Raw genomic sequence first — 22,253 nt, 5'->3', positions numbered from 1 at the left:
GTCATCGTCAGGGCCCACGGCGCCACCACCGCGACCACGGCGGAGGTGCCGGCGACGAACGCGGACCACCACTCCACGGGCGGGCGCAGCAAAGCTTCGACCGGATGCCGCTGCACGGCTACTGCTCGAACCCTTCGCGGGCCATCAGGACCGGATACACCGCATGCCCGAGTGTCTCGGCCAGCCCCCCCCCTGGGACCGGCACGATGGGCAGCCCCTGCCTCGCCGTCACGAGCTGCTCTCAGGCACCGGTGTCGGGCACCGCGACCGCCAGACACGTCGCGCCGATCGCGCGCAGGGTCGCGCCATGCGTGCCGAGCCAATGCAGCGACCGGAAACCGCTGCCCACGAGGCACAACGGTCAAGACAGGTACTGCCGACGCTCCTTGACCTTGTGGGGGCGCATCCCGGGTCAGGCGACCCGGTTGCAGGCCGGGGCTGGTGATCGGCAGCCGAGTGCGCAAATCGAACACACCGGCGGGCGGGGCGCGACATCCATCCGGGGGATCGTGCCGGTCTGCGCAGCCGGCCCCGCCGGTGCCATGTACGGAACGAGGAATCAGGGAAAATGCACCGCCCCTCCCGCCGGCGCAGTAGGAGCAGCCCAAGTCCGACAGCCTGCTAGAGCCGCCGGTAGCGGAAGGACTCGGTCACGCACCGCGTTCTTTCGCAAGGCCGAGCCGGGCCGGGCGGGCTGGATGCGCGACGGGCCGTAGCCGTGAGGCCGGTCCCGGCTGGCGTCAGCGGTCTTCCTCGCGGAGCCGGTTGATCAGGCTGCCGGCGCGGATCACGTCGATCTGGCGTTGCGACAGTTCGTGCTGCAGGGTATAGGTCCGTTTCCGTGTCTTGTTGTGAACGTCCACCTGGCCGCCCGCTTCCAGCGCCCCGACGGGATCGTCGATCGCCAGTTCGTCGCCTTCCTCGATCGACGCGTAGTCGTCCGGGTCGGCGAAGCTCAGCGGGATGACGCCGAAATTGACCAGATTCTGCCAGTGGATGCGGCCATAGGACTGCGCACACACCAGCCGCAGGCCAAGGAAGCGGGGAGCCAGGGCAGCATGTTCCCGGCTGGAGCCCTGGCCGTAGTTCTTGCCGGCCACGATCACGAAGGCGTCCAGATCGCCGGCCCGATCGCTGAACTCCCGCCCGACATTCCTGAACACGTAGTCGGAGATCGCCGGGATGTTGCTGCGCAGGGGCAGGATCTCGCTCCCCGCCGGCAGGATGTCGTCGGTCGAAACGTTGTCTCCGAGCTTGATCAGCACCGGTGCACGGAAATCCCGGGCAATCGGCTCGAGGTCTGGCAGCGTCTTGATGTTCGGCCCCTTGGTCAGTTCGATGTCGCCGGCCTCGTCGGCGGGCGCGACGAACATCTCGCGATTGATCTTCGGCGCTTGCGGCTCGCCGAATCGAGGATAGTCCATGCCCAGTTCACGCGGGTCGGTGATCTTTCCGGTCAGCGCCGCGGCGGTGGCGGTCTCCGGGCTGCACAGGAAGACCCGGTCTTCACGGGTGCCGGAGCGGCCGGGGAAATTGCGCGGTACCGTGCGCAGGCTGTTGCGGTCGGTCGCCGGCGCCTGGCCCATGCCGATGCAGCCGTTGCAGCCGGCCTGGTGGATTCGGGCGCCGGCCCGGATCAGCCGGCCCAGGTAGCTTTCCAGGGTGAGACTTTCCAGCATCTGGCGCGAGGTCGGGTTGATGTCGAACGATACCCCCGGATGTACGTGGCGCCCCTCGACCATCATCGCGGGCACGGCGAAGTCACGCAGGCCCGGGTTAGCCGAGGACCCGACATACGCCTGGTACACCGGCTCGCCGGCCACCTCGCGCACGGGCCTGACATTGCCGGGGCTGCCGGGCAAGGCGATCAGGGGCTCGAGCGACGAGAGGTCCAGTTCCACGTGCTCGTCGTAGTCGGCATCCTCGTCGGCCAGCAGTTCGACCCAGTCGCCCTCGCGCTGCTGGCTGGCCAGGAACCGCCTCACCTCGCCGTCGGAGGGAAACACGCTGGTGGTCGCACCCATTTCGGTGCCCATGTTGGCAATGACGTGCCGGTCCATCGCGGACAGGCCGTCGAGTCCGGGGCCATGGTATTCGAAGATCCGGTTCGCCCCGCCCTTGACGTCGTAACGCCGCAGCATTTCCAGTACCACGTCCTTGGCGCTGACCCAGTCGGGCAGCCGGCCGGTCAGGCGCACACCGACCACGAGGGGCATCTTCAGGAACAGCGGGCGGCCGGCCATGGCCAGTGCGACTTCGAGGCCGCCCGCCCCGAAGGCGAGCATGCCCAGCGCCCCGGCCGCCGGGGTGTGGCTGTCCGAGCCGACCAGCGTCTTGCCTGGGATGCCGAAGCGCTCCTGGTGCAGCGGATGGCTGACGCCGTTGCCGGCCGGGCTGAACCACAGGCCGAACTTGCGGCACGCGCTTTGCAGAAACAGGTGATCATCGGGATTGCGAAAATCCTGCTGGATCAGGTTGTGGTCGACGTACTGGGCCGACAATTCGGTTCGCACCCGGTCGATCTCCATCGCCTCGAAGGCGAGCATGACCAGCGTTCCCGTGGCATCCTGGGTCAGCGTATGGTCGACTTTCAGGGCCAGTTCCTCGCCCGCCTCCATGCTGCCGGAAACCCGGTGCGATTCGAAAAGCTTGCGGGTCAGGTTCAATCGACGCATGACAGACTCCGTGCGGTTTGATTGGCCTCTCAGCAGGTCAGCGTGGATCAGTCCTGGTTGTCGCCTTCACGCCGCGCAATCTCTTTCTCGGCGCGTTCATGCCACTTCTGGAAGCACTCGAGGCCGCAGAAATAAAGCGCGTACTCTTCCGCCTCGGGCTGTTCGGCCTCGGACGACGGAATCTCCTTCAGGCATTCCCTGCACCGAACGCGCGGTGGCGTTGGGTCCTCTTCGGTTCCATTGGCGTTGTCAGCCACAATTTCCGCTCCATGTTTCTGTGTTTCTGTCATCTTCTCAACATAGGCCACACGCGCAGGTGGGCGTGGGGGGGCCGGCGCTCGCACAGGCCGGTCTCGCGTCCCAGCTACGGTTGTGGACATCCTGCGCAGGGAAACATTCAGAGCCCATGCCGGGATCAGGTATCCCTGCTGTCAGTGGACGCATAGATTCCCATTCCGGTGCCATCAGGGGATAGACCCGACCCGCACCAGCCTGATTCGGCGAGCAGCCCAAGCCGCTTCAGAAGCGGTAGCTATAACCGACTTCCAGGGCGTACTGCCGCATCTGAATCCGGATCGTTTGGTCCGAGAGCGGGTTTGGATCCCGGACGCTGTTGCTGGATGTCGCCATCGCCGAAACATGCAGATGGGACCGGGGCCTCAGGACCTTCGAGAATCCTGCGGTGTAATGATCCTTCACTACGGCCGGCACCAGCGTGTTGAAGAGCACCTCGGAGGAACTCACCGACTTCTGGCCGCGGTTGTAGCCGATTCGCCAAGTCCAGCCGGCGTCGCCCGCGATCTGCAGCCCCAGCTTCCAGATATCCATATCTTGCCAGCCGAAGCCGGGGCCCCGACGGCCACCAAGAAGGGCGTCCGGGTCGGAGTCTGGTGGAAAGGAAGCCAGCAGGTGATCGAAGGGGTTGCCGATGGTATCGACGCCTGAATAGTTGATCCGTTCATAGTCGGCGGCCACTGTGACCCGGGGGCTGAGCTCCACGGCAATGCCAATGCCATACGTCTCGGGGATATCGAGGCTGCCACCGTCGACCAGCAAGCCGCGTTAGTCATCCAGGTCATCCGAGCGGATTCTCGAGCGGTAATTGGCCCCCACGGAAAGCGAGGGACTGAAGTCGGCCTGGACACCGAGCTGCACCCCATAGCCGAAGGCCGTGTCCGTGCCGCGGTCGCTCAGATGCTCCGGCGCCTGGCTGAACGCGCCAAACGCGGCAATGCCCTCGGCCTTGAAGCGCTGATAGCTGATGATCGGAATCAACGCGACATGGATCGCCACGCCCCGTCGCGCTGCGGCCGCAGTTGGACGCTGCGCTCCATTGCGACAAGAACCGGAGCCGTGCCGTACCCGGGTCCATGCACCCTCCTATGCCTCGAACACCAGCAGGTCGGGTTTCGCGCCCATGTCTTTCAGTGCGCCATTCACTGACTCGTTGAACTCCGGAGGGCCGCAGACATAGAAATGCTGGTCGAAGTCGCTGACATGCCTCGAAAGGAAGTCACGGTCGATGCGCCGGTTTTCGTAACCCGGGGCCGGCGCCTCGGTACACGTGAGGACGCACCGTTCACGCAGCATGTACCTGAATTCCTTTTCGGCAATCACATCCTCCGGCGCTTTGTTGGAGAACAGCAGGCTATGGCCGTCCAGGCGTTGCTCCCGGACCAACTGCCGCAAGATCGCGATGAAGGGGGTGACGCCCGCGCCTCCGGCGATGAACATGCCCGGCCCCTTGTAGCGGATGGTACCAAATGGCTCCGACATCAGGAGTCGCGCGCCAGGCTGGAGTGCGTGAAGCGCCTGGGTCACACCCTCGTGCGCCGGGTAGGCCTTGATGGTGAACTCCAGCACCCGGTCATCGCGGAGCGACGTCGGGGTAAAAGGCCGCCCTTCCTCGCGCCAGTCGGCGTGATCGATTGCGAGTTCCACGCCCTGGCCGGGCTCGAACTCGAACCCGTCAGGGCGAGTCACGACGAATCGCTTGACGTCGTGGGTGACGAAGCTGGACATCAGCAAGGTTACTTGATGGGTCATGGCAGACTCCCGTTTTCTATCCGCGAATGGCTGGATGCCCCCATGTGCTCCATGCCCTCGACCGGGTCTCCTCCGTCGCTGACCCGGTCATGCAAACCGTCACCATCCCGAGATCGGTGCGCCCGACAGCGGCGACATCCTGTTGTGAGTATAGGAAATCTCGACGTCCGTACCCGGACTGGAGTGAACGACGCACGTGCACCAGAACCCAGCCGGAGCCAACTGACCAGGATTGCGTGTTCCGGCGAATGAGACCACCGCTTCCGCCGGTCGCGACCGGCCAGTTCTGCCGTATGCGTTCACTCCCCCCGGCTTGAGTGCCGGTATTGCAGCCGCGTTCGGCTAGAGGTTATGGCGCAGGGGCGGGTTCGGGCAGAAAGGGTGCCGGCTCTCCTTTTCGCCGCTGCTTGACCACCTGAGCCAGGTAGGGCCATGGCGAGACACGGCGCTTGCGGCAGGTTTCGATCACGCTGGCGAGGAGCGAGAAGGCCAGAGAGCCTTGCTCGGTTCGGGTGCCCTGACTGATGCGACGACTGAGCACCCAGTGACGCAAGGCCAGTTCGGCCCAATTATTCGTGATGGGCCACAGCGGAAACTCCAGAATGGGCTAGCCCTGCTCGTGCCCCAGATATTCTGCTGGGCCAGTTGACTGACGACGTTGTGATCTACGTTGCTCTGAGCTCATAACCGACACACAGGTTGTACAAATACTGGTAGCCGTACCACATGAGCTGGTGGCTCGGGGGATCGCGGGTGTGGGCGAGATAGCCCCCGATGCAGGCGACCAGAGGCACGGCGTCGCCCAGCGTGACGCGCACTTTGGCCCGATGGGCCTTGGCCCATGCGGTCATGACTTCGATCTCGAGGTCGGTGAACAGGATCTCCACCGGCAGCTCGGGCACTTCCCGGCCCAACAGGGTCAGCACCATGATTCGCCAGCCGATGACCAGCTTGATGGCGACCGCACGCTTGAGCCGATCCAGCGTGTCATGGGTCAGCGCTTCGATCTGGCAACCCGATTTGATCACCCGGTGCCAGTCTTCAATGCGTCAGCGCAGGGCGTAGTCGGTCAGGCACTGCCGAGCCGAGTCCGCGTCGCTGACCGGGCGGCTGGTGAGCAGGAACCATTCGATGGGCTTGCCCCCTTCGGGCGGGTGGTTCTCGACCGCGTGCACGGCCCACAGCTGGACCGGGTCGAGCCCTTTGAGATTCTCCGGAGGCGCGAACTCGACCGGGGCGTAATGCAGCGTCAACGCGGCGCGACGGGCTTGACGGCCCGCCCGGGCTTTCTGCTTGCTGCGCTTGGGCCGCGCGCTTTGGCGTTGGACCATCAAGGTGGGCGACCCGCCCGCCGCGGCGCTGCGCAGTTGGTCGAACAGCGGCTGGCCCGCAGTGGTCTTGCGGCTGAACTGGGCGCGCACCAGCAAGTCCACGCACGGGTCTTTGCGCTGCGCATCGAACAGTTCGCAGAAGTCCGCTTCCCGGTCCATCACGCAGGTGATACGGGTCTCAGGCATCTGCCGGGCTGCTGCCGCACAGGCCTGCAAGGACGCGATCCAGTCGAAGGTCTTCTTCTCCTCGATCGGGGTCGACTTGGCGGGCTTCTTGGGCGCCGGTTCCTCCGGCGTGCGGCAACGCACATCGACGATGTCCAGCGGAATGCCCTGGGCGTTGATTGCCAGCGTCGAATGCAGATGCAGGCTGCGCGCTTGGGCGCCGGTCTGATTGCAGGTGCTCGCCCCCAGACCCTCGCAGTGCGCCAGGTTGGTGTAATCCAGATCCGTGCCGTCGGCCACGCACAACACCTGCGCCTCGCCCTGCATGCGCCGCAGGGTGTTCTGACGATGCGGCTCCAGAATCGCCGCCATCGTCACCGCCTCGACATCCGGATGATCAATCAGCCGGTAGTAGCCCTTGGTCGCGGCCCGGTCCCCCTGCGCCGCCCCGGGAAAGGCCCGCCCCGGCTGCTCGGCCTGACGCTCGGCACTCATCACCAGACGCCGGCCCAGACGGACATCGCCCAGCGGGGCGCCGCCAAACTCCTGCTCGGCCCAATGCGCCGAGTCCAGACCCTCGCCCGCACCCAAGGGTCGCGGCGGTGCCGACAGCACCACCCCCAGCCGGTCACGGAAATCGTGCACCAACGGATACACATAAATCGCCTTGACCCCCGCCCCGCCGGCATGCGCCCGGTCCTGCCGACCGCGACCGCGCGTGCAACCCACCTCGACCCAGTTCGAGGCCCGATAACAGGTCCCCGCGAACGCCGCCGTGTCGACAAAACTCTCCACCAGGTAACGTCCGCCACGCTGACGTCCACCGATCACCCGGCGCCGTCGTCCGGTTCGAGCCGGTCCTCAAGGGCCTGGGTCGCACGGCGCTGCTGCAGCAGCGCCGCCGATGCGTTGCCGATGGCTCCGGCCAGGCCCAGCCGCGTCTGCTCGATCGCGTCGAGGCATTCCGACAGCCCCGGGTCATTACCAGCCTCCGGGGGCACCCGATACGCCGCTTCCATCTCCATTGTTTGCCGGAGCCGCGCGAGCAGGTCCTCGAGCTCCCGCAACTGGCCCGCGGCCCCGGTCAGCGCCTCGACCACGTGCTGGTGCCACGACACCACCTCGGACAGCTTCGACCGGGCCGCCTGAACGGCCGCGCCGGGCAGGCCGGCGGCCGCCCCGGCGTCCTGGTCCCGCTGCCCGCCACCGTCCTCGCCATCCAGGGCGGCGAAAGCGGCCGCCAGCCGCGCCATGTCCTGGGCGCCCTTCTGGCGGATCCGGCCCAGATCCTGTTCCGGGACCGTTTCCGGCGCCTCCTCGGCGTCGTCGCCGGGCAGCGGCTCGTCCCGCATGGCCCGGATCCTGAGCACGATGTCCATCACCGGCGTGTCACCCGGGAGATCGTCGCGGATCTCCGCGAGCAGCTCGGGCAGCACGCTCACCGCATCCTCGACCACCTGCAGCAGTTCCGTGCCGGCGCAGCCGCCGGCCGCGGCGAGCCGGTCGAGGAAGGATTCCAGCAACGAGGCGAACTCCCCGAGGCGGGGGGCGCCCGCAGCCCGGGCATCCTCACGCACGGACCGTACCAGAACGGCCACGGCGCGGATCGCGTCCAGGTCCGACGGGTGGGTTTTCCACCCGCCGAACGCCCCTTCCAGTCCACGGATGACCCGGACCAGGCGCTCCAGTGCCGCAACGGGCACCGGATCCTGCCCGTCACGCACCGGTCCGAGCAGCCGCCGCTCGTCGAAGTCCTGCGCGCCATCGGGTACCGGCTCTCGGCCCATCTCCCCCGGGGGCCCGGTGCCCCGCCGCGCAGCGGTGAACGGGGCTTCGCTGGCGGCAGCGGGCACCGGGCCACCGCCGGAACTCCCGGGCGAACCGGATGAGTCGGTACGCGGAGCGGGCGCCAAGCCGCCCCCAAGGGAATCTGCAGGCTCCGGCGCAACCCCCGGCCCTGCCGGCATCCCCCCAGCCCCCGGACCAGTCACCCGGAGCAGCGCCTCCCGGGCCAGCTCGACCAGGCCCGGCGCGGCGACGAGACCGCCGAGCTGGAAATCCCGCCCCTCGTCGCCGGCCTGCTCGATCCAGCGCAGCCACTGGCCCAGTTCGCGATCCACCCGCCCCAGCAGGCGCTTGTGCGGCGGGGACAGGAATTCGGGATTCCGGGCCAGCGCCGCCGCAAATTCGGCGGTAACGCCAAACAGTTCCCGCCCGGCACCGTCGGGGAGCGACTGCGCGATGCCGGCCGCGGCGTCGGCCAGCCGCCCGAGGGTCACCGGCGGTTCCCGGTCCCGCAGCAGGTCCAGCAGTGCCTGCTGGAACCGGCGGCGGGACTCCTGCAGCGCCGGATCGACCGCCGGGGGCGGCGGAGCCCCGGAGTCCACCAGCCGGGGGGTGAACAGCACCGGCGCGGCGATCAGCGGGGCCGCGCCGCGCAGCGCACGCAGTTCGTTGACCAGCGGCGACACCGCGCGCGCCAGGTGTTCCGCGGTGGCGTCGACCGTGTCGAGCTGGCCCGGCATCCGCAGTGCCGCGCGCAGCAACGCGTCGCCCGCGCCTGCATGGCCGGAGATGTCGCCCGACTCGAGGCCGGCGATGACCCTGAGCATCTCCGTGCAGAGGCCCTCGACATCGTCCCGCCCCACCCCTTCGAGGCTCGCCTGGATCTGTTCCAGTCCTTCGCGCGCGAGGCGGATGCATTCGCGGCAGGCGGCGTTCTCGACGTATTTCTGCAACGCCCGCTGGACCCAGAAGAACAGGTCGCCGAGCTCGCCTCGGTCCCAGGTGCCGGTTTCGATCGTCATGTGCCCGTTCGCATGGTCGGTGAGCGGCCGGCGCGGCCCGGATTGCCGTCTGGAGCAGGAACTCCTGCCGCCCGGGCCGGCAGCCGGGGGGACTGTGCCACAAAGCGGCCACGGCGCGCAGCCGGCGGGATCCTGCCCGAGGGCTCGGCGCGTGCGTTGATCGTGGCATACTGGCACGACACAGGAGGCGATACGAGACATGCCCGAGCAGCTTTCCATCGGCGTGGTCATGGACCCGATCCAGGCCATCAAGCCGGCCAAGGATTCGACCTTCGCGATGCTACTGGCGATGGCCCGGCGTGGCCATCGCGCGCACTATCTCGAGCTCTCCGATCTCTGGCTGCGGGACGGGGCGGTTCTGGCCCGCAGCCGGCCGGTCACCGTGCGCGACCAGGCGCACGACTACCACCGACTCGGGGATCCGGTCGAAGGCCCGGTCGACCGCTTCGACATCCTGCTGATGCGCAAGGATCCCCCGTTCGACCTCGAGTACATCTACGCGACCTACCTGCTGGAGATTGCCGAGAACGCCGGCGTACGCGTGGTGAACCGCCCCCGGTCCCTGCGCGACGTGAACGAGAAGGCATTCACTGCGCACTTTCCCCAGTGCTGCCCGCCGACGCTGATCACCCGGGACCGCGCGCGCATCCGGGACTTCCTCGCCGAGCAGCAGCGGATCGTGGTCAAACCGATGGACGGCATGGGCGGAGCCTCGGTATTCCGCCTGGACCAGGGCGACCCGAACGTATCGGTGATCCTGGAGACGATCACCCGCTTCGACCGGCGCACCGTGATCGCCCAGCGTTTCCTGCCCGAGTATCGCCAGGGCGACAAGCGCATCATCCTGATCCACGGCGAGCCGGTCGAGTACGCGCTGGCACGCATTCCCGCGCAGGGCGAATCCCGCGCCAACCTGGCCGCTGGCGGGCGCGGCGAGGCGGTGCCCCTGACCGAGCGCGACCGCTGGATCTGCGCGCAGCTGGCGCCGGAGTTGCGTGCCCGCGGGCTCGATTTCGTCGGCCTGGACGTGATCGGCGACTACCTCACCGAGATCAACGTGACCAGCCCCACCGGCGTCCGCGAGCTCGATCGGGCGCGCGGGCTGGACATCGCGGGCATGTTCATCCGCTTCCTGGACACCGGCACGGCATGACCGCCCCCCCGGCCGCCCCTGGCCACGCGGGCCCTGGTTTCTGGCTCCTGCTGCTGGGGGCGCTGTGGCTGGCGGGCTGTACCGACGCGCCGGAGCCCGACACCGACCGCCTGACCTTCTATGCCTTCGGGACGATAGTCGACGTTACGCTGTATCCGGCCGGCGTGCACGACCTGTTGCGGATCGAGTCCGAACTGGGTGCCGACCTCGAAGCCATGCACGACTTGTGGCATGCCTGGGAACCGGGTCCGCTGGTTCGAACCAACGACCTGCTCGCAGCAGGCGAGGCGTTCAGCGCTCCGCCGTCGATCCTGACGCTGGTCGAACGCGCACAGGAACTCGACGCCCTGACCGGCGGGCTGTTCAATCCCGCACTCGGCCGCCTCGTTGCGGCCTGGGGTTTCCATCAGAATGAAGCGGCGGGGCCGCCGCCCACGCCGGCGACACTCGCGGCGTTGCTGGAAGACCCTCCGCGCATGGCCGACATCGAGCGGGAAGGTACCCGGCTGCGCGGACGGCATCCGGAGCTGCAGCTAGATTTCGGCGGGCTCGCGAAGGGGTTGGCGATCGCACGCAGCCTCGAACGGCTGGCCGAACTCGGGGTGGAACACGCGATCGTGAATGCCGGCGGCGACCTGATGACCATGGGGCGCCCGGCACACCGGGCCTGGCGGATCGGAATCCGGGATCCGCGGGCTGCCCAGGTGCTGGCCAGCGTGGAACTCGGATCCGGCGAAGCGCTGTTCACTTCCGGGGACTACGAACGCGGCTACGAATGGGAGGGCGAGCGTATGCATCATGTGATCGATCCCCGCAGCGGTCGCCCCGCCCGAGGGCTCACGTCGGCGACCGTGCTGCACGATGATCCCGTGCTGGCCGATGCTGCCGCCACCACCCTGATGATCGCCGGCCCCGATGCCTGGCCCCGGTACGCGCGGCGCCTGGGTGCGGAGCTGGCGCTGGTCACGCTGCCGGACGGCACGGTCGAACTGACCCCGGCGATCGCCTCCAGGGTCGAGTTCCAGCGCGAGGTGACTTCGCGGATCCGCACGGCGGAAGCCGCAGGGGCCGGACTGACGCGATGAAATGGGGCCTGCGCTGGGGAGACGGGCTGATGATCGCGCTGGCCACGGCCGGGGTCACGGCCAGCTTCCTGCTGGTCTATTCCCCAGTGGACCCGGCACAAACCGGCCCGGTAGCGCTGGTGGTCACCCAGGCGGGTGTCCCGGAACGGCAGTACCCGCTGGACCGGGATCGCGGGATCCGCATCGAAGGCGTGGCGGGTGTCACCGAGGTCGAGATCCGCGCCGGTCGCGCCCGCTGCCTGCGTTCCCCGGGGAGCCAGGGCATCTGCGAGGGCGCCGGCTGGCTGGAGCGCCCGGGCGACCTCGCGGTTAGCCTTCCGAACCGGCTGGTGCTGCAGGTCGCGGGCTCGCGCCCGGCGTTCGACAGCATGCACTACTGAGCGGCCGCGATGACCGGCACTCCCGACGTCTCGGACCATCGCATCGCTGCGCTCGCCGCGCTGGCGATCGGGCTCCAGATAATCGAAGCAGCGATCCCGAGCCCGGTACCGGGGATCAAACCCGGGCTCGCGAACGTGGTCACGCTGGTCGCGCTGCTGGCGCTGGGCTGGCGGGCGGCGCTGGCGGTGACGCTGGTCAGGATCGTGGGCGCCAGCCTGCTGCTCGGCACGCTGCTCGGACCGGCCTTCTGGCTGTCACTGACCGGCGGCCTCACGGCACTGGGGGTGCTTGTGCTCCTCGCCCCGCTGCACCCGCGCAGGCTCAGCGCGCTGGGCCTGGCAATCCCGGCCGCAATGGCACATACCCTCGGGCAGTTTCTGCTGGCCTGGGCCGTGATCGTCCCGCACCCCAAGCTGCCGTTGCTGCTGCCACCGCTGCTGCTCGCGGCACTGATCACGGGGCTGATCACGGGTATACTGACGGTCTCGGTGCTGGCCGATCCACGCATCCAACGACATGTCCGCCTCCCTCTTCCAATCCGTGCCAGATGAGTCGAGCCGGCTGACGCTGCCGCTGTTCCTGGCGTTGGTGCTGCACGCGCTGGTCATCCTCGGCGTCGGTTTCGAGATGCTGCCCGAGGAAACGCCCGCCCAGGTCACGCTGGACGTCACCTGGGTCGACGCACCTGCGCCGGCGCCGGAACACGCGGAGCACCTCGCCCCCCAGGCACAGGACGCAAGCGGCGCCGCCGATCAGGAGCGGATGGCCCGGACCCCGGAACCCGTCGGCGAGCGGCCGGCCGATCCCGCTCCGGCGGGCGACTCCGGCCTGATACCGGAACCGATCGAGACGCAGCTGGAACCCTTCGACCCGGCCCCGGAACGCCCACCCGATCCGGTCGTGACCCGCGCGCCCGAAGTGCCCCCGGCGCCGGCGCCGGAGGAGCCGTCGCCAACGGACACGTCGCAAGCACCCGAACAGCCTTCGGCAGCGCTGTTGATGGCCCGCGGGCTCGAGGCAGCGCGTGCGATGCCCGCCGAGACCGAACAGACACTGCTGTCGCGCGCCACCCGGACGCGTTACCTGGATACGCTGGCCGCCCGCGGTGCCCCGGAGGCGGCCTATCTCGAGGCCTGGATCCGCAAGGTCGAGCGCATCGGCAACCTGAACTATCCCGACGAGGCGCGCCGCCGCGGTCTCTCCGGGACGCTGGTGCTGTCGGTGCGGTTGGATGCCGGGGGGCAGGTACTCGATGTCGCGGTCGCGCAGAGTTCGGGCGAATCGATCCTCGACCAGGCCGCAATCCGCATCGTCGAACTCGCCCAGCCATTCGCGCCGTTCACGGAAAGCATGCGCGAATCGTACGACCAGCTGGTCATCACCCGAACCTGGGCGTTTCGTCGGGACCGGGTGGAGCGGGTGCGCTGAGCGCTCTAGAACGCCCCGCCTGCATGCTGTGGCCGCACACGAACGCGCGGCCGGAAGCCCGCGTCGCACGCGATCTTGCGCCCGCTGCGGCTTGCCGGGGAACTGCGGGCTCACCCCCCGCCAGGCCCGAAAACTACGACGCAACGCCCGACCCCGCGACCGGGGTGCTTGCGGACCCGGCCCAGCCGTTCGATACTTTGTCCATGTCCGCGAGCATGTCCAGGTCGAACACCGAGGGGCTGCGCGATCATTTCCTGATCGCGATGCCGAGTCTGCAGGACGGTTACTTTGCGCATACCGTCACGTATCTCTGCGAGCACAATGACGAGGGTGCGATGGGGCTGGTGATCAACCAGCCGATCGACTTGAGCCTGCATCAGTTGCTGCGGCAGGTGGATCTCGAACCGGTGGCGGGTGCCCCGGAACAACCCGTGTTCCGGGGCGGTCCGGTGCACCCGGAGCATGGCTTCGTGCTGCACAGCTCGGAACAAAGCTGGACGGGGAGCCGGACGCTCGGCAGCGGGCTGACCCTGACCACCTCGCGCGACGTGCTCGAGGCGATGGCGCTGGGCAAGGGTCCGGCCCAGGCACTGGTTGCGCTCGGCTACGCGGGCTGGGGCCCGGGGCAGCTCGAAGGCGAGCTGGCGGAAAATGCCTGGCTGGTTGCCCCGGTCAGCCCCGCGATCGTGTTCTCGCTGGCGCCCGGAGACCGCTGGGCCGCGGCGGCCCGGTCGATCGGCATCGACATGAACCTGATCAGCCAGGTGACCGGACACGCCTGACCGTGCGCCTGATGGCCTTCGACTATGGCCGTCGCCGCATCGGGATCGCGGTGGGCGACGGTCTGACCGGGCGCGCGCGCGGCCTGGTGACGCTGGCAACGAACCACCCTGGGCTGCAGGAACGCCTGCGCGTGCTGGTTGCGGAGTGGCGCCCGGAGGCCTTTGTGGTCGGCTGGCCGACCCGGGACGACGGGCAACCCACCGCGCTGGGCCCGGCCATCCGCGGATTCGGGGAAGCGCTCGGCCGGGAATTCGGGCTGCCGGTATACTGGGCCGACGAACGGCTGAGCTCGCACCTGGGACGCGAGCGGATCCGGCGGCGGGGGCGTGATCCCGGTCTCGACGCCCACGCGGCAGCGGTCATACTCGAAGGCTGGCTAACGGAGAACACGCGCAATGCCTGAGATCGCATCCCTTCTGGATATCATGGCCGAACAGGCCCGCCGGCATTTCGAGCAGCGCGGCATCGAGGAACCCATCGTGGTCGGCATCCACACCGGCGGTGTCTGGATCGCGGAAGCTTTGCGCCGGCGCCTGGGCTACACCCGCCCGATGGGCAAGCTCGACATCAGCTTCTACCGGGACGATTTCTCCCGGATCGGTATGCACCCACAGGTGCGGCCCTCGGAGCTCCCGGAGGAACTCGACAACGAGCACATCCTGTTGGTCGACGACGTGCTGTTCACCGGCCGCACAATTCGGGCGGCTCTGAACGAACTGTTCGACTACGGCCGCCCGGCCTCCGTCACGCTCGCGGTACTGGTCGAGCGCGACGGTCGCGAGCTGCCGGTCGAGGCGGCGATCGTCGGGGCCCACCTCGAACTCGGGTCGGAAGAACAGGTCAAGCTGCGCGGTCCCGATCCCTTGCGCCTGGAACGCGTGCGGCTGGAGGAACCGCGTTGAACCCAGCCGTCGCCCCGGCCGACCACCTGCCGCAACCCGGCCCGCTGCCCAACTCGCTGCAGCTCACCACCGATGGGAAGCTGCGTCACCTGCTGACCGTGGAGGGGTTGAGCCGGGAACTGCTCACCGAAATCCTCGACAATGCCGAGTCGTTCGCGAACATGAACGAGAAGGCGGTCAAGAAGGTGCCCCTGCTGCGCGGGAAGACCATCGTCAACCTGTTCTTCGAAGCCAGCACCCGCACCCGCACCACCTTCGAGCTCGCGGCGAAACGGCTCTCGGCGGACGTGCTGAACATCAACGTCAGCACTTCGTCGGCCGTCAAGGGCGAGAGCCTGCTGGACACGCTGCGCAACCTCGAGGCGATGAACGTGGACATGTTCGTGGTCCGGCACCAGCAAAGCGGTGCGGCCCATTTCATGGCCCGCCACGTGGAGCCGGGCATCAGCGTGCTGAACGCCGGCGACGGCCGCCACGCGCACCCGACCCAGGCCCTGCTGGACATGTTCACGATCCGCCGCTTCAAGGGCGATTTCACCCGGCTCAAGGTCGCGATCGTCGGCGACATCCTGCACTCGCGGGTCGCTCGCTCCCAGATTCACGCACTGAACATCCTACAGACGGGCGAGGTACGGGTGATCGCGCCGCGCTCGCTGCTCCCGGCCCATGTCGAAGACCTGGGGGTGCATGTGTTCCACAACCTGGAACAGGGCCTGCGCGACGTCGACGTGGTGATCATGCTGCGCCTTCAGCGCGAGCGCATGGAACATGCGCACCTGCCTTCCGAGCACGAGTACTTCCAGCTGTTCGGGCTGACACGCCGGCGACTGCACCTTGCGACGCCCGGCTGCCTGGTGATGCACCCGGGACCCGCGAACCGGGGCGTCGAGATCGATTCCGCGGTGGCAGACGGCGCCCAGTCGGTGATCCTGCAGCAGGTCACATTCGGGATCGCGGTGCGCATGGCGGTAATGTCGATGGTGATGGGGGTCCGCAGCGCATGAGCGTCCTGATCGAGCATGCCCGGATTCTCGACCCGGCCAGCGGCTTCGACTCGGTGGCCCCGCTGTGCGTGCAGGGCAGCGAGATACTGGCCGTCGGCACGATCCCGGGGGGCTTCGAACCCCGGCGCCGGATCGACGCGCGGGGCCGCTGGCTGTTCCCGGGCCTGGTGGACCTGGCCGCCCACCTGCGCGAGCCCGGCGAGGAGCAGAAGGCAACCATTGCCAGCGAGACCCTCGCGGCCGCGCATGGCGGGATCACCACCCTGGTGGTGCCGCCCGACACCGACCCGCCGGTGGACTCGCCCGCGGAAGTCGAGCTGATCTCCCGGCGCGCCGAGCAGGCCTGCGGCGTGCGCGTGCTGACCACGGGGGCGTTGACCCGGAGCCTGCGGGGCGAACAGCTCGCCGAGATGGCTGCACTGAAGCGGGCCGGCGTGGTCGCCGTCAGCAACGCCGGGCGCCCGCTGTCCAGCCCGCTGGTACTGCGTCGGGCACTGGAATATGCCGCGACCTTCGACCTGATGGTCGCGTTGTCGGCCCAGGACGCGGCGCTGGCCGGATCCGGCTGCGTCCACGAGGGCGCGGTGTCCACGCGGCTGGGCCTGCCCGGCATCCCCGAGGCTGCCGAGACCGCCGCGCTGGGGACGATCCTCGCACTGGTGGAACAGACCGGCGCGCGCGTGCACATCAACCGACTGTCGACACGGCGCGCAGCGGAGATGATCGCCAAGGCACGTACCGACGGCCTCCCGGTGTCGGCGGATGTCGCTGCCCACCAGTTGTTCCTGACCGAGATCGACGCGGCCGACTTCAACCCACTGTGCCACGTGAATCCTCCGCTGCGGACCCAGCGTGACCGCACGGCCCTGCGCGAGGCGGTCGCGCGCGGTGACATCGCCGCAATCTGCTCCGATCATCAGCCGCACGAGAGCGACAGCAAGCTCGGTCCGTTCGCCGAGACCCGACCGGGCATCAGCGCACTGGAAACGCTGCTGCCACTGACCCTGCGCCTGGCGGAGGAAGGCCTCCTGGAACTATCCGACGCGCTGGCTCGGGTCACCGTCGGGCCAGCTGCGATTCTGGGCGGCGCGTCGGGTCGGCTGGCGGCCGGCAGCCCTGCAGACTTCGTGCTGTTCGATCCCGATGGAGTGACGCACATCCGCCCGGAGACCTGGCTCAGCGCGGGTGCCAACACGCCGTTCTTCGGCTGGTCGTTTTCCGGGCGGGTGGTCGAAACCTGGGTGTCGGGACGCCCGGCCTGGACCACGCCGGTCGACGACGCGGCCTGAGCGTGCACATCCCCCGGAATCTGCTCGAGATGGCATCGTCCTGCGGCACGCCCGGGCTCCGGAGCACGCCGGGTTTCGGGCCGGCGAATGTCAGCGCTGCGTGTCCTCCGGCATCCTGAACTCCTCCTCGACCTCGCCCTCGAGGGTGCCGACACCGCCGCCAAAATTGAGACGCCATTCGAGATCGGCCCGGGAATCGGCCTTCGACAGCGCCTCCTCCAGCTCGACCTGGCCCGCCTTGTAGAGACGGAACAGTGCCTGGTCGAAGGTCTGCATACCATCCTTGGCGCCCTTCGTCATCGCCTCCTTGATCTCGCCGATCTTGTCCTCGCGAATCAACTCGGACACGTAGGGCGTATTCACCAGTACTTCGAGTGCCGCGACCCGCGTACCCCGGGGGGTCTGCAGTAACCGCTGCGCGACGATCGCGCGCAGGTTCAGCGACAGGTCGGCCAGGATCTGGCCGCGGAAGTCCTCCGGGAACATGTTGATCAGCCGATCCATCGCTTGGTTGGCGCTGGTGGCGTGCAGGGTCGTCAGCACCAGGTGCCCGGTATCCGCATACGTCAGCGCCGCGCGCATCGTCTCGCGGCTGCGGGCCTCGCCGACCATGATCACGTCCGGAGCCTCGCGCATCCCGTCCTGCAGCGCGAGCTCGTAGCTGGGCGTGTCGATCCCGACCTCGCGCTGGCCGACGAGTGACTTGCGGTGCGAGAACAGGAACTCAATTGGATCCTCGACCGTGAGAATGTGCCCGGTTTCCTGCCGCGCCCGGTGGTCGATCATTGTGGCCAGCGTGGTCGACTTGCCGGTACCCGTAGCCCCGACGATCAGCACCAGACCGTTGCGGTGCATCGAGAAGGTCTTCAGCACAGCGGGCAGACCGAGTTCCTCCATCGTCGGAATGACCAGCCGGATGAAGCGGATAACCATCGCGACCTCGCCCCGCTGGCGGTAGACGTTGATGCGGTAGCGACCGAGTCCGGTACGCGACACACCGAAGTTCGAGGAATGCTGCGTGTCCAGCTGTTCCTGCTGGGTCGCGGTCATGATCTCGCGCGCGATCTTCTCCACCTGCCCCGGCTCCAACGGCGTCTGGGAGAGCGGCTGCACCCGCCCGTCGACCTTGATACTGATCGGCGCCCCGGTAATGAAAAACAGATCCGACGCGCCCTTCTGGGCCATCAGCTTCAGGTAGGGCTCGATCTGAGGGGCACTCATGACCGGCTCAGCGCGCGACGAAATCGTCGGCCTTGTCGGCAACCGACAGGCCGGAGAGGTCGTCCATTACGTCGGGTTCCTCCTCGCGCTGCGCCCGCTTGCTGTCCAGCTTCACCCGCAGACGCAGATCGTTCATCGAATCCGCGTTGCGGATCGCTTCCTGGTAACTGATCTTGCCCGTCTCGTAGAGGTCGAACAGCGCCTGGTCGAAGGTCTGCATGCCCTGCTCGCGCGAGCGGGCGATCAGGTCCTTCATCTCGTGCACCGCCCCCTTCAGAATCAGGTCGGACATCAGCGGCGTGTTGATCATGATCTCCACCGCCGGCACCCGCCCTTCGCCATCCTGTGTCCGGATCAGGCGCTGCGACACAACGGCCTTCAGATTCAGCGACAGGTCCATCAGCAACTGCGGCCGGCGCTCCTCCGGGAAGAAGTTGATGATCCGATCCAGCGCCTGGTTGGTGTTGTTCGCGTGTAGCGTGGACAGGCACAGGTGGCCGGTTTCGGCGAAAGCGATGCCGTAGTCCATCGTGGCCCGGTCGCGGATCTCGCCGATCAGGATCACGTCGGGCGCCTGGCGCAGCGTGTTTTTCAGCGCAACCTCGTAGCTTTCGGTATCCACCCCGACCTCGCGCTGGGTCACGATGCTCTTGTCGTGCGGATGCACGAACTCGATCGGATCCTCGATGGTGATGATGTGATCGGCCGCATGACGGTTGCGGTAGCCGATCATCGCGGCCAGCGAGGTCGACTTGCCGGACGAGGTCGCCCCGACGAAGATCACGAGCCCGCGCCGGGTCATCGCGATATCCTTGAGCTGCGGCGGCATGTTGATCTCTTCGAAACTCGGGATCTTGCCCTGGATCGTGCGCAGCACCATGCCGACGCTCCCGCGCTGGGTAAAAGCACTGACGCGGAAGCGCGATACCCCCTCGAGCGCGATCGCGAAGTTGCACTCGTGCGTGCGGTCGAACTCGGCGGACTGCTTGTCGTTCATCATCGAACGCACCAGCACCTGCGTATGGGCCGAGGTCAGCTTCTGGTCGGTCATCGGCTGCACCAGGCCATTGATCTTGGCCGCCGGCGGCATGCCCACCGTGATGAACAGATCCGACCCGCCGCGGCCCACCATCGTCCGCAGCAGGTCGTGCATGTAACGTATGGCCTTGTCACGATCCATGGCTTCGCTTGCGCCTGCGCTGCTGGTTGAAGCGACGACCCCGGCGATGCATCGCGATCACTCAGAGGGCGTCGGGATTGACCGCCCGACGCCTTGCATCGTCGCGCGTTATCGTGCCTTCCGCAAGCATGTCCTTCAGACATTGGTCGAGCGTCTGCATGCCCAGGTTGGCACTCGTCTGGATGGTCGAATACATTTGCGCGATCTTATTCTCGCGAATCAGGTTGCGGATCGCCGGCGTCCCCAGCATGATCTCGTGCGCAGCGATCCGGCCGCCGCCCACGCGCTTCAGCAGCGTTTGCGAGATCACCGCGCGCAGGGATTCCGACAGCATCGCCCGCACCATGTCCTTCTCCGCCGCCGGGAACACGTCGACGACCCGGTCGATGGTCTTGGCCGCGGAACTGGTGTGCAGCGTGCCGAACACCAGGTGCCCGGTTTCCGCCGCGGTCAACGCCAGCCGAATCGTTTCGAGGTCGCGCAGCTCGCCGACCAGGATCGTGTCCGGATCCTCGCGCAGCGCCGAGCGCAGGGCCTCGCTGAACCCGTGCGTGTCCCGGTGTACCTCGCGCTGGTTCACCAGGCACTTCTTCGATTCGTGCACGAACTCGATGGGATCCTCGATGGTGAGGATGTGGCCGTACTCGTTGTCGTTCTTGTGGTTGACCATCGCCGCGAGCGTGGTCGACTTGCCGGACCCCGTCGGCCCCGTCACCAGCACGATGCCGCGCGGATAGTCGGAGATCTTCTCGAACACCCGGGGCGCGCCCAGATCGTCCAGCGTCAGCACCTTGGACGGGATCGTACGGAACACCGCTGCCGCGCCCCGATCCTGGTTGAAGGCATTGACGCGAAACCGCGCAAGCCCCTTCAGCTCGAACGAGAAGTCGGTTTCCCAGAACTCCTCGTAGTCCTTGCGCTGACGATCGTTCATGATGTCATAGATCAGCGCCTGGATCTGTTTGTGGTCCATTGCCGGCACATTCACGCGACGCATGTCGCCATCGATGCGGACCAGCGGGGGCATGCCCGCCGAGATATGCAGGTCCGACGCGCCGTTCTTGACCGCAAAGGAAAGCAACTGGGTAATGTCCATCGAGTCCCTCCTGATCCCGAGGCGTGCGGGCCACAGCGCCACGCGATGCAGGCCGGGCGTCGTGACCCGCCCCCACATCACCCTTCCGGCGAATATATCATAGCCCCATGACACAACTGGAAACGTGCTGGATCCAGGTGCACCAGCGGATCGAATCGGCCTGCCGGCTGGCAGGACGTGACCCCGACTCCGTGCAGCTGATTGCGGTGAGCAAGACGCGCACGGCCCGGGAAATCCTGGCATTGCATGCACTCGGGCAAGCGCGCTTCGGGGAGAACTACGTGCAAGAGTTCGTTGCAAAATGGGAGGCGCTCACCCCCCGAGCCGTGGTGCCACCGTTGGAATGGCATTTCATCGGCGCGCTGCAGCGCAACAAGACAAGGGCGGTGGCGGAACGCGCCGACTGGGTCCACAGCATCGACCGCCTGAAGATCGCCCAGCGCCTGTCGGACCAGCGACCGGCCGATCGCCCCGCGCTACAGGTCTGCCTGCAGGTCGACCTGAGTGGCGAACCCGGCAAGGCGGGAATCGCCGAGGCCGATCTGGAGCCACTGGCGGCGGCCACCGCGGAACTCCCCGGCCTCCGGCTGCGGGGCCTGATGGCGCTGCCACCCCCCAGCACCGACCCGACCGAACAGCGGCGACCGTTTCGCCGCCTGCGGGAGCTGCTCGACCGGCTGAACGCCAGAGGGCATCGACTCGACACTCTGTCGATGGGCATGTCGGGCGACCTGGAGGCGGCGATCCTCGAAGGCGCCACCTTGGTCCGGGTCGGAACCGCACTCTTTGGCCCACGCAATGCGCAGGTGACACAGGCATGAGCGAAAGCACACTCGAAACCGGCTTCATCGGCGCCGGAAACATGGGGCAGGCCCTGATCGCGGGTCTGATTCGGGCGGGCATGGACGCCAGCAACATCGGCATCGCCGAGCCCGATTCGGCGCGGGCCCGCGACCTGCTGCAACGCTTCCCCGGCCTTGTGCTGCTGGACGCCGGGGAACTCGCCGGAACCGTCCGCACGCTGGTGCTGGCTGTCAAACCGCAAGTATTGCCCCACGCCGCTCCGGACCTCGCGCCCGAAATCACTCGGGCCGAGCCACTGGTCGTTTCGATCGCCGCGGGGATCACCACCACCCGACTCGCGGGCTGGCTCGGGCCGGACACCCGCATTATCCGCGCGATGCCCAACACCCCCGCGCTGGTCGGGGCAGGCATCGCCGGCCTGTACGCGAACCCGCGCGCGACCGCGCCGGACCGGCAGGCCGCGGAACGGCTGCTTGGATCGGTCGGGGAAACGATCTGGGTCGAACACGAAGACCTGATGCACGCGGTCACGGCGACATCGGGCAGCGGACCGGCCTACGTCTTTCTGCTGATCGAGGCCATGGAAGCAGCCGCGACCCGGCTCGGCCTCGATCCGCTCACCGCGCATCGCCTGACGCTGGCCACCGTCAGCGGGGCCGCCCGGCTGGCCGCCGAAAGTCCGGAAAGTCCCACCCAGCTCAGGGTCCGAGTCACCTCTCCGGGCGGCACCACCGAGCGTGCGATCGACACCTTCCAGGATGGAGACTTCGCGGGTCTGGTGGACCGGGCGCTACAATCCGCCGCGATGCGCAGCCGCGAACTCGGCGAATGACGGTCGTCACCGCGACAGTTCCGTTGCCCGGTCCGCCACTTCCGCGATCGGGCGCCGATCCCGCAGCTCGC

General features: G+C 67.7%; 23 protein-coding genes and 1 pseudogene. 12 read left to right on the top strand and 12 right to left on the bottom strand.

The genetic code is table 11. From position 1 onward, the window contains the following. Positions 1-740 precede the first annotated feature (740 nt). The 9 genes and pseudogenes from TVNIR_RS01495 to TVNIR_RS01460 all read right to left on the bottom strand — a co-directional run bounded on the left by TVNIR_RS01495 (position 741) and on the right by TVNIR_RS01460 (position 9,024). Positions 741-2,675 carry an aconitate hydratase gene (locus TVNIR_RS01495; protein ID WP_015257184.1) on the bottom strand — a complete coding sequence of 645 codons (1,935 nt, stop codon included), beginning with the start codon at positions 2,673-2,675 and terminating at the stop codon, positions 741-743. Between the two features lie 47 nt (positions 2,676-2,722). After that, on the bottom strand, positions 2,723-2,932 hold the full coding sequence (locus TVNIR_RS01490) for a DUF3330 domain-containing protein (protein WP_015257183.1): 210 nt from the start codon (positions 2,930-2,932) through the stop codon (positions 2,723-2,725). 262 nt (positions 2,933-3,194) lie between these two features. Then, positions 3,195-3,731 carry an OmpP1/FadL family transporter gene (locus TVNIR_RS01485; RefSeq protein WP_052316589.1) on the bottom strand — a complete coding sequence of 179 codons (537 nt, stop codon included), beginning with the start codon at positions 3,729-3,731 and terminating at the stop codon, positions 3,195-3,197. Positions 3,732-3,737: 6 nt separating this feature from the next. Beyond that, positions 3,738-3,968, bottom strand: coding sequence for a hypothetical protein (locus TVNIR_RS01480; protein WP_052316588.1), 231 nt, complete (start codon positions 3,966-3,968; stop codon positions 3,738-3,740). A gap of 87 nt (positions 3,969-4,055) precedes the next feature. Further along, entirely contained in the window at positions 4,056-4,721 is a 666-nt protein-coding gene (locus TVNIR_RS01475) for an FAD-binding oxidoreductase (protein ID WP_015257182.1), read from the bottom strand. A 349-nt stretch (positions 4,722-5,070) separates the two neighbouring features. Continuing rightward, positions 5,071-5,322 (bottom strand): annotated as a pseudogene (locus TVNIR_RS19495) (IS66 family transposase); the annotation flags it as partial. Between the two features lie 64 nt (positions 5,323-5,386). Continuing rightward, positions 5,387-5,749, bottom strand: a complete 363-nt coding sequence (locus TVNIR_RS01470; RefSeq protein ID WP_015257181.1) for an IS4 family transposase — start codon at positions 5,747-5,749, stop codon at positions 5,387-5,389. Positions 5,750-5,770: 21 nt separating this feature from the next. After that, the gene (locus TVNIR_RS01465; RefSeq protein ID WP_043739043.1) at positions 5,771-7,048 is read right to left on the bottom strand and encodes an IS4 family transposase; all 1,278 of its coding nucleotides are present in this window, start codon (positions 7,046-7,048) and stop codon (positions 5,771-5,773) included. Next, complete coding sequence (locus TVNIR_RS01460; RefSeq protein WP_015257178.1) at positions 7,045-9,024, bottom strand: FimL-related protein; 1,980 nt, start codon at positions 9,022-9,024, stop codon at positions 7,045-7,047. Before TVNIR_RS01460 ends, TVNIR_RS01465 begins: the two co-directional genes overlap by 4 nt. Positions 9,025-9,223: 199 nt before the next feature. On the opposite strand from TVNIR_RS01460, the gene gshB reads away from it, so the two are divergent. From gshB to TVNIR_RS01410, 10 genes are all read left to right on the top strand, one after another. After that, positions 9,224-10,177, top strand: coding sequence for a glutathione synthase (gene gshB / locus TVNIR_RS01455; RefSeq protein ID WP_015257177.1), 954 nt, complete (start codon positions 9,224-9,226; stop codon positions 10,175-10,177). Beyond that, the gene (locus TVNIR_RS01450) at positions 10,174-11,262 is read left to right on the top strand and encodes an FAD:protein FMN transferase (RefSeq protein WP_015257176.1); all 1,089 of its coding nucleotides are present in this window, start codon (positions 10,174-10,176) and stop codon (positions 11,260-11,262) included. The genes gshB and TVNIR_RS01450 overlap by 4 nt, the downstream gene beginning before the upstream one ends. Beyond that, a complete protein-coding gene (locus TVNIR_RS01445) occupies positions 11,259-11,642 on the top strand; it encodes a NusG domain II-containing protein (RefSeq protein WP_015257175.1) in 384 nt (127 codons plus the stop codon). Before TVNIR_RS01450 ends, TVNIR_RS01445 begins: the two co-directional genes overlap by 4 nt. A 9-nt stretch (positions 11,643-11,651) precedes the next feature. Then, on the top strand, positions 11,652-12,194 hold the full coding sequence (locus tag TVNIR_RS01440) for a Gx transporter family protein (protein ID WP_015257174.1): 543 nt from the start codon (positions 11,652-11,654) through the stop codon (positions 12,192-12,194). Next, positions 12,160-13,071 (top strand): energy transducer TonB, encoded by a 912-nt coding sequence (locus tag TVNIR_RS01435; protein ID WP_043739039.1) that lies wholly within the window; start codon positions 12,160-12,162, stop codon positions 13,069-13,071. The genes TVNIR_RS01440 and TVNIR_RS01435 overlap by 35 nt, the downstream gene beginning before the upstream one ends. 203 nt (positions 13,072-13,274) lie before the next feature. After that, positions 13,275-13,853 (top strand): YqgE/AlgH family protein, encoded by a 579-nt coding sequence (locus TVNIR_RS01430; protein WP_015257172.1) that lies wholly within the window; start codon positions 13,275-13,277, stop codon positions 13,851-13,853. 2 nt (positions 13,854-13,855) lie between these two features. Continuing rightward, complete coding sequence (ruvX, locus tag TVNIR_RS01425) at positions 13,856-14,257, top strand: Holliday junction resolvase RuvX (protein ID WP_015257171.1); 402 nt, start codon at positions 13,856-13,858, stop codon at positions 14,255-14,257. Further along, positions 14,250-14,756 carry a bifunctional pyr operon transcriptional regulator/uracil phosphoribosyltransferase PyrR gene (gene pyrR, locus TVNIR_RS01420; protein WP_015257170.1) on the top strand — a complete coding sequence of 169 codons (507 nt, stop codon included), beginning with the start codon at positions 14,250-14,252 and terminating at the stop codon, positions 14,754-14,756. The genes ruvX and pyrR overlap by 8 nt, the downstream gene beginning before the upstream one ends. Beyond that, positions 14,753-15,760, top strand: coding sequence for an aspartate carbamoyltransferase catalytic subunit (locus tag TVNIR_RS01415; protein WP_015257169.1), 1,008 nt, complete (start codon positions 14,753-14,755; stop codon positions 15,758-15,760). Before pyrR ends, TVNIR_RS01415 begins: the two co-directional genes overlap by 4 nt. Continuing rightward, positions 15,757-17,049 (top strand): dihydroorotase, encoded by a 1,293-nt coding sequence (locus tag TVNIR_RS01410; RefSeq protein ID WP_015257168.1) that lies wholly within the window; start codon positions 15,757-15,759, stop codon positions 17,047-17,049. Before TVNIR_RS01415 ends, TVNIR_RS01410 begins: the two co-directional genes overlap by 4 nt. A 90-nt stretch (positions 17,050-17,139) precedes the next feature. Here the strand turns inward: TVNIR_RS01410 and TVNIR_RS01405 are convergent, their stop codons facing one another. The 3 genes from TVNIR_RS01405 to TVNIR_RS01395 form a co-directional block, all read right to left on the bottom strand. After that, positions 17,140-18,270, bottom strand: coding sequence for a PilT/PilU family type 4a pilus ATPase (locus tag TVNIR_RS01405; protein WP_015257167.1), 1,131 nt, complete (start codon positions 18,268-18,270; stop codon positions 17,140-17,142). 7 nt (positions 18,271-18,277) lie between these two features. Further along, on the bottom strand, positions 18,278-19,450 hold the full coding sequence (locus TVNIR_RS01400) for a PilT/PilU family type 4a pilus ATPase (RefSeq protein WP_015257166.1): 1,173 nt from the start codon (positions 19,448-19,450) through the stop codon (positions 18,278-18,280). A gap of 61 nt (positions 19,451-19,511) precedes the next feature. Then, positions 19,512-20,546 (bottom strand): type IV pilus twitching motility protein PilT, encoded by a 1,035-nt coding sequence (locus TVNIR_RS01395; RefSeq protein ID WP_015257165.1) that lies wholly within the window; start codon positions 20,544-20,546, stop codon positions 19,512-19,514. A gap of 107 nt (positions 20,547-20,653) precedes the next feature. On the opposite strand from TVNIR_RS01395, the gene TVNIR_RS01390 reads away from it, so the two are divergent. Both TVNIR_RS01390 and proC read left to right on the top strand, forming a co-directional pair. Continuing rightward, a complete protein-coding gene (locus tag TVNIR_RS01390; RefSeq protein WP_015257164.1) occupies positions 20,654-21,367 on the top strand; it encodes a YggS family pyridoxal phosphate-dependent enzyme in 714 nt (237 codons plus the stop codon). After that, complete coding sequence (proC, locus tag TVNIR_RS01385) at positions 21,364-22,182, top strand: pyrroline-5-carboxylate reductase (protein ID WP_015257163.1); 819 nt, start codon at positions 21,364-21,366, stop codon at positions 22,180-22,182. The genes TVNIR_RS01390 and proC overlap by 4 nt, the downstream gene beginning before the upstream one ends. The last annotated feature ends 71 nt before the right edge of the window (positions 22,183-22,253 follow it).

Source organism: Thioalkalivibrio nitratireducens DSM 14787, from assembly GCF_000321415.2.
GTDB lineage: Bacteria > Pseudomonadota > Gammaproteobacteria > Ectothiorhodospirales > Ectothiorhodospiraceae > Thioalkalivibrio > Thioalkalivibrio nitratireducens.
This window is presented reverse-complemented; position numbering and strand designations above follow the sequence as displayed.

Bases quoted from the DNA above. Each gene is read 5' to 3' on its own strand.
- TVNIR_RS01495 (WP_015257184.1), bottom strand. From the start codon at position 2,675: ATGCGTCGATTGAACCTGACCCGCAAGCTTTTCGAATCGCACCGGGTT.
- TVNIR_RS01475 (WP_015257182.1), bottom strand. From the start codon at position 4,721: ATGACCCATCAAGTAACCTTGCTGATGTCCAGCTTCGTCACCCACGAC.
- TVNIR_RS01460 (WP_015257178.1), bottom strand. From the start codon at position 9,024: ATGACGATCGAAACCGGCACCTGGGACCGAGGCGAGCTCGGCGACCTG.
- gshB (WP_015257177.1), top strand. From the start codon at position 9,224: ATGCCCGAGCAGCTTTCCATCGGCGTGGTCATGGACCCGATCCAGGCC.
- TVNIR_RS01450 (WP_015257176.1), top strand. From the start codon at position 10,174: ATGACCGCCCCCCCGGCCGCCCCTGGCCACGCGGGCCCTGGTTTCTGG.
- TVNIR_RS01445 (WP_015257175.1), top strand. From the start codon at position 11,259: ATGAAATGGGGCCTGCGCTGGGGAGACGGGCTGATGATCGCGCTGGCC.
- TVNIR_RS01440 (WP_015257174.1), top strand. From the start codon at position 11,652: ATGACCGGCACTCCCGACGTCTCGGACCATCGCATCGCTGCGCTCGCC.
- TVNIR_RS01435 (WP_043739039.1), top strand. From the start codon at position 12,160: ATGTCCGCCTCCCTCTTCCAATCCGTGCCAGATGAGTCGAGCCGGCTG.
- TVNIR_RS01430 (WP_015257172.1), top strand. From the start codon at position 13,275: ATGTCCGCGAGCATGTCCAGGTCGAACACCGAGGGGCTGCGCGATCAT.
- pyrR (WP_015257170.1), top strand. From the start codon at position 14,250: ATGCCTGAGATCGCATCCCTTCTGGATATCATGGCCGAACAGGCCCGC.
- TVNIR_RS01410 (WP_015257168.1), top strand. From the start codon at position 15,757: ATGAGCGTCCTGATCGAGCATGCCCGGATTCTCGACCCGGCCAGCGGC.
- TVNIR_RS01405 (WP_015257167.1), bottom strand. From the start codon at position 18,270: ATGAGTGCCCCTCAGATCGAGCCCTACCTGAAGCTGATGGCCCAGAAG.
- TVNIR_RS01400 (WP_015257166.1), bottom strand. From the start codon at position 19,450: ATGGATCGTGACAAGGCCATACGTTACATGCACGACCTGCTGCGGACG.
- TVNIR_RS01395 (WP_015257165.1), bottom strand. From the start codon at position 20,546: ATGGACATTACCCAGTTGCTTTCCTTTGCGGTCAAGAACGGCGCGTCG.
- TVNIR_RS01390 (WP_015257164.1), top strand. From the start codon at position 20,654: ATGACACAACTGGAAACGTGCTGGATCCAGGTGCACCAGCGGATCGAA.
- proC (WP_015257163.1), top strand. From the start codon at position 21,364: ATGAGCGAAAGCACACTCGAAACCGGCTTCATCGGCGCCGGAAACATG.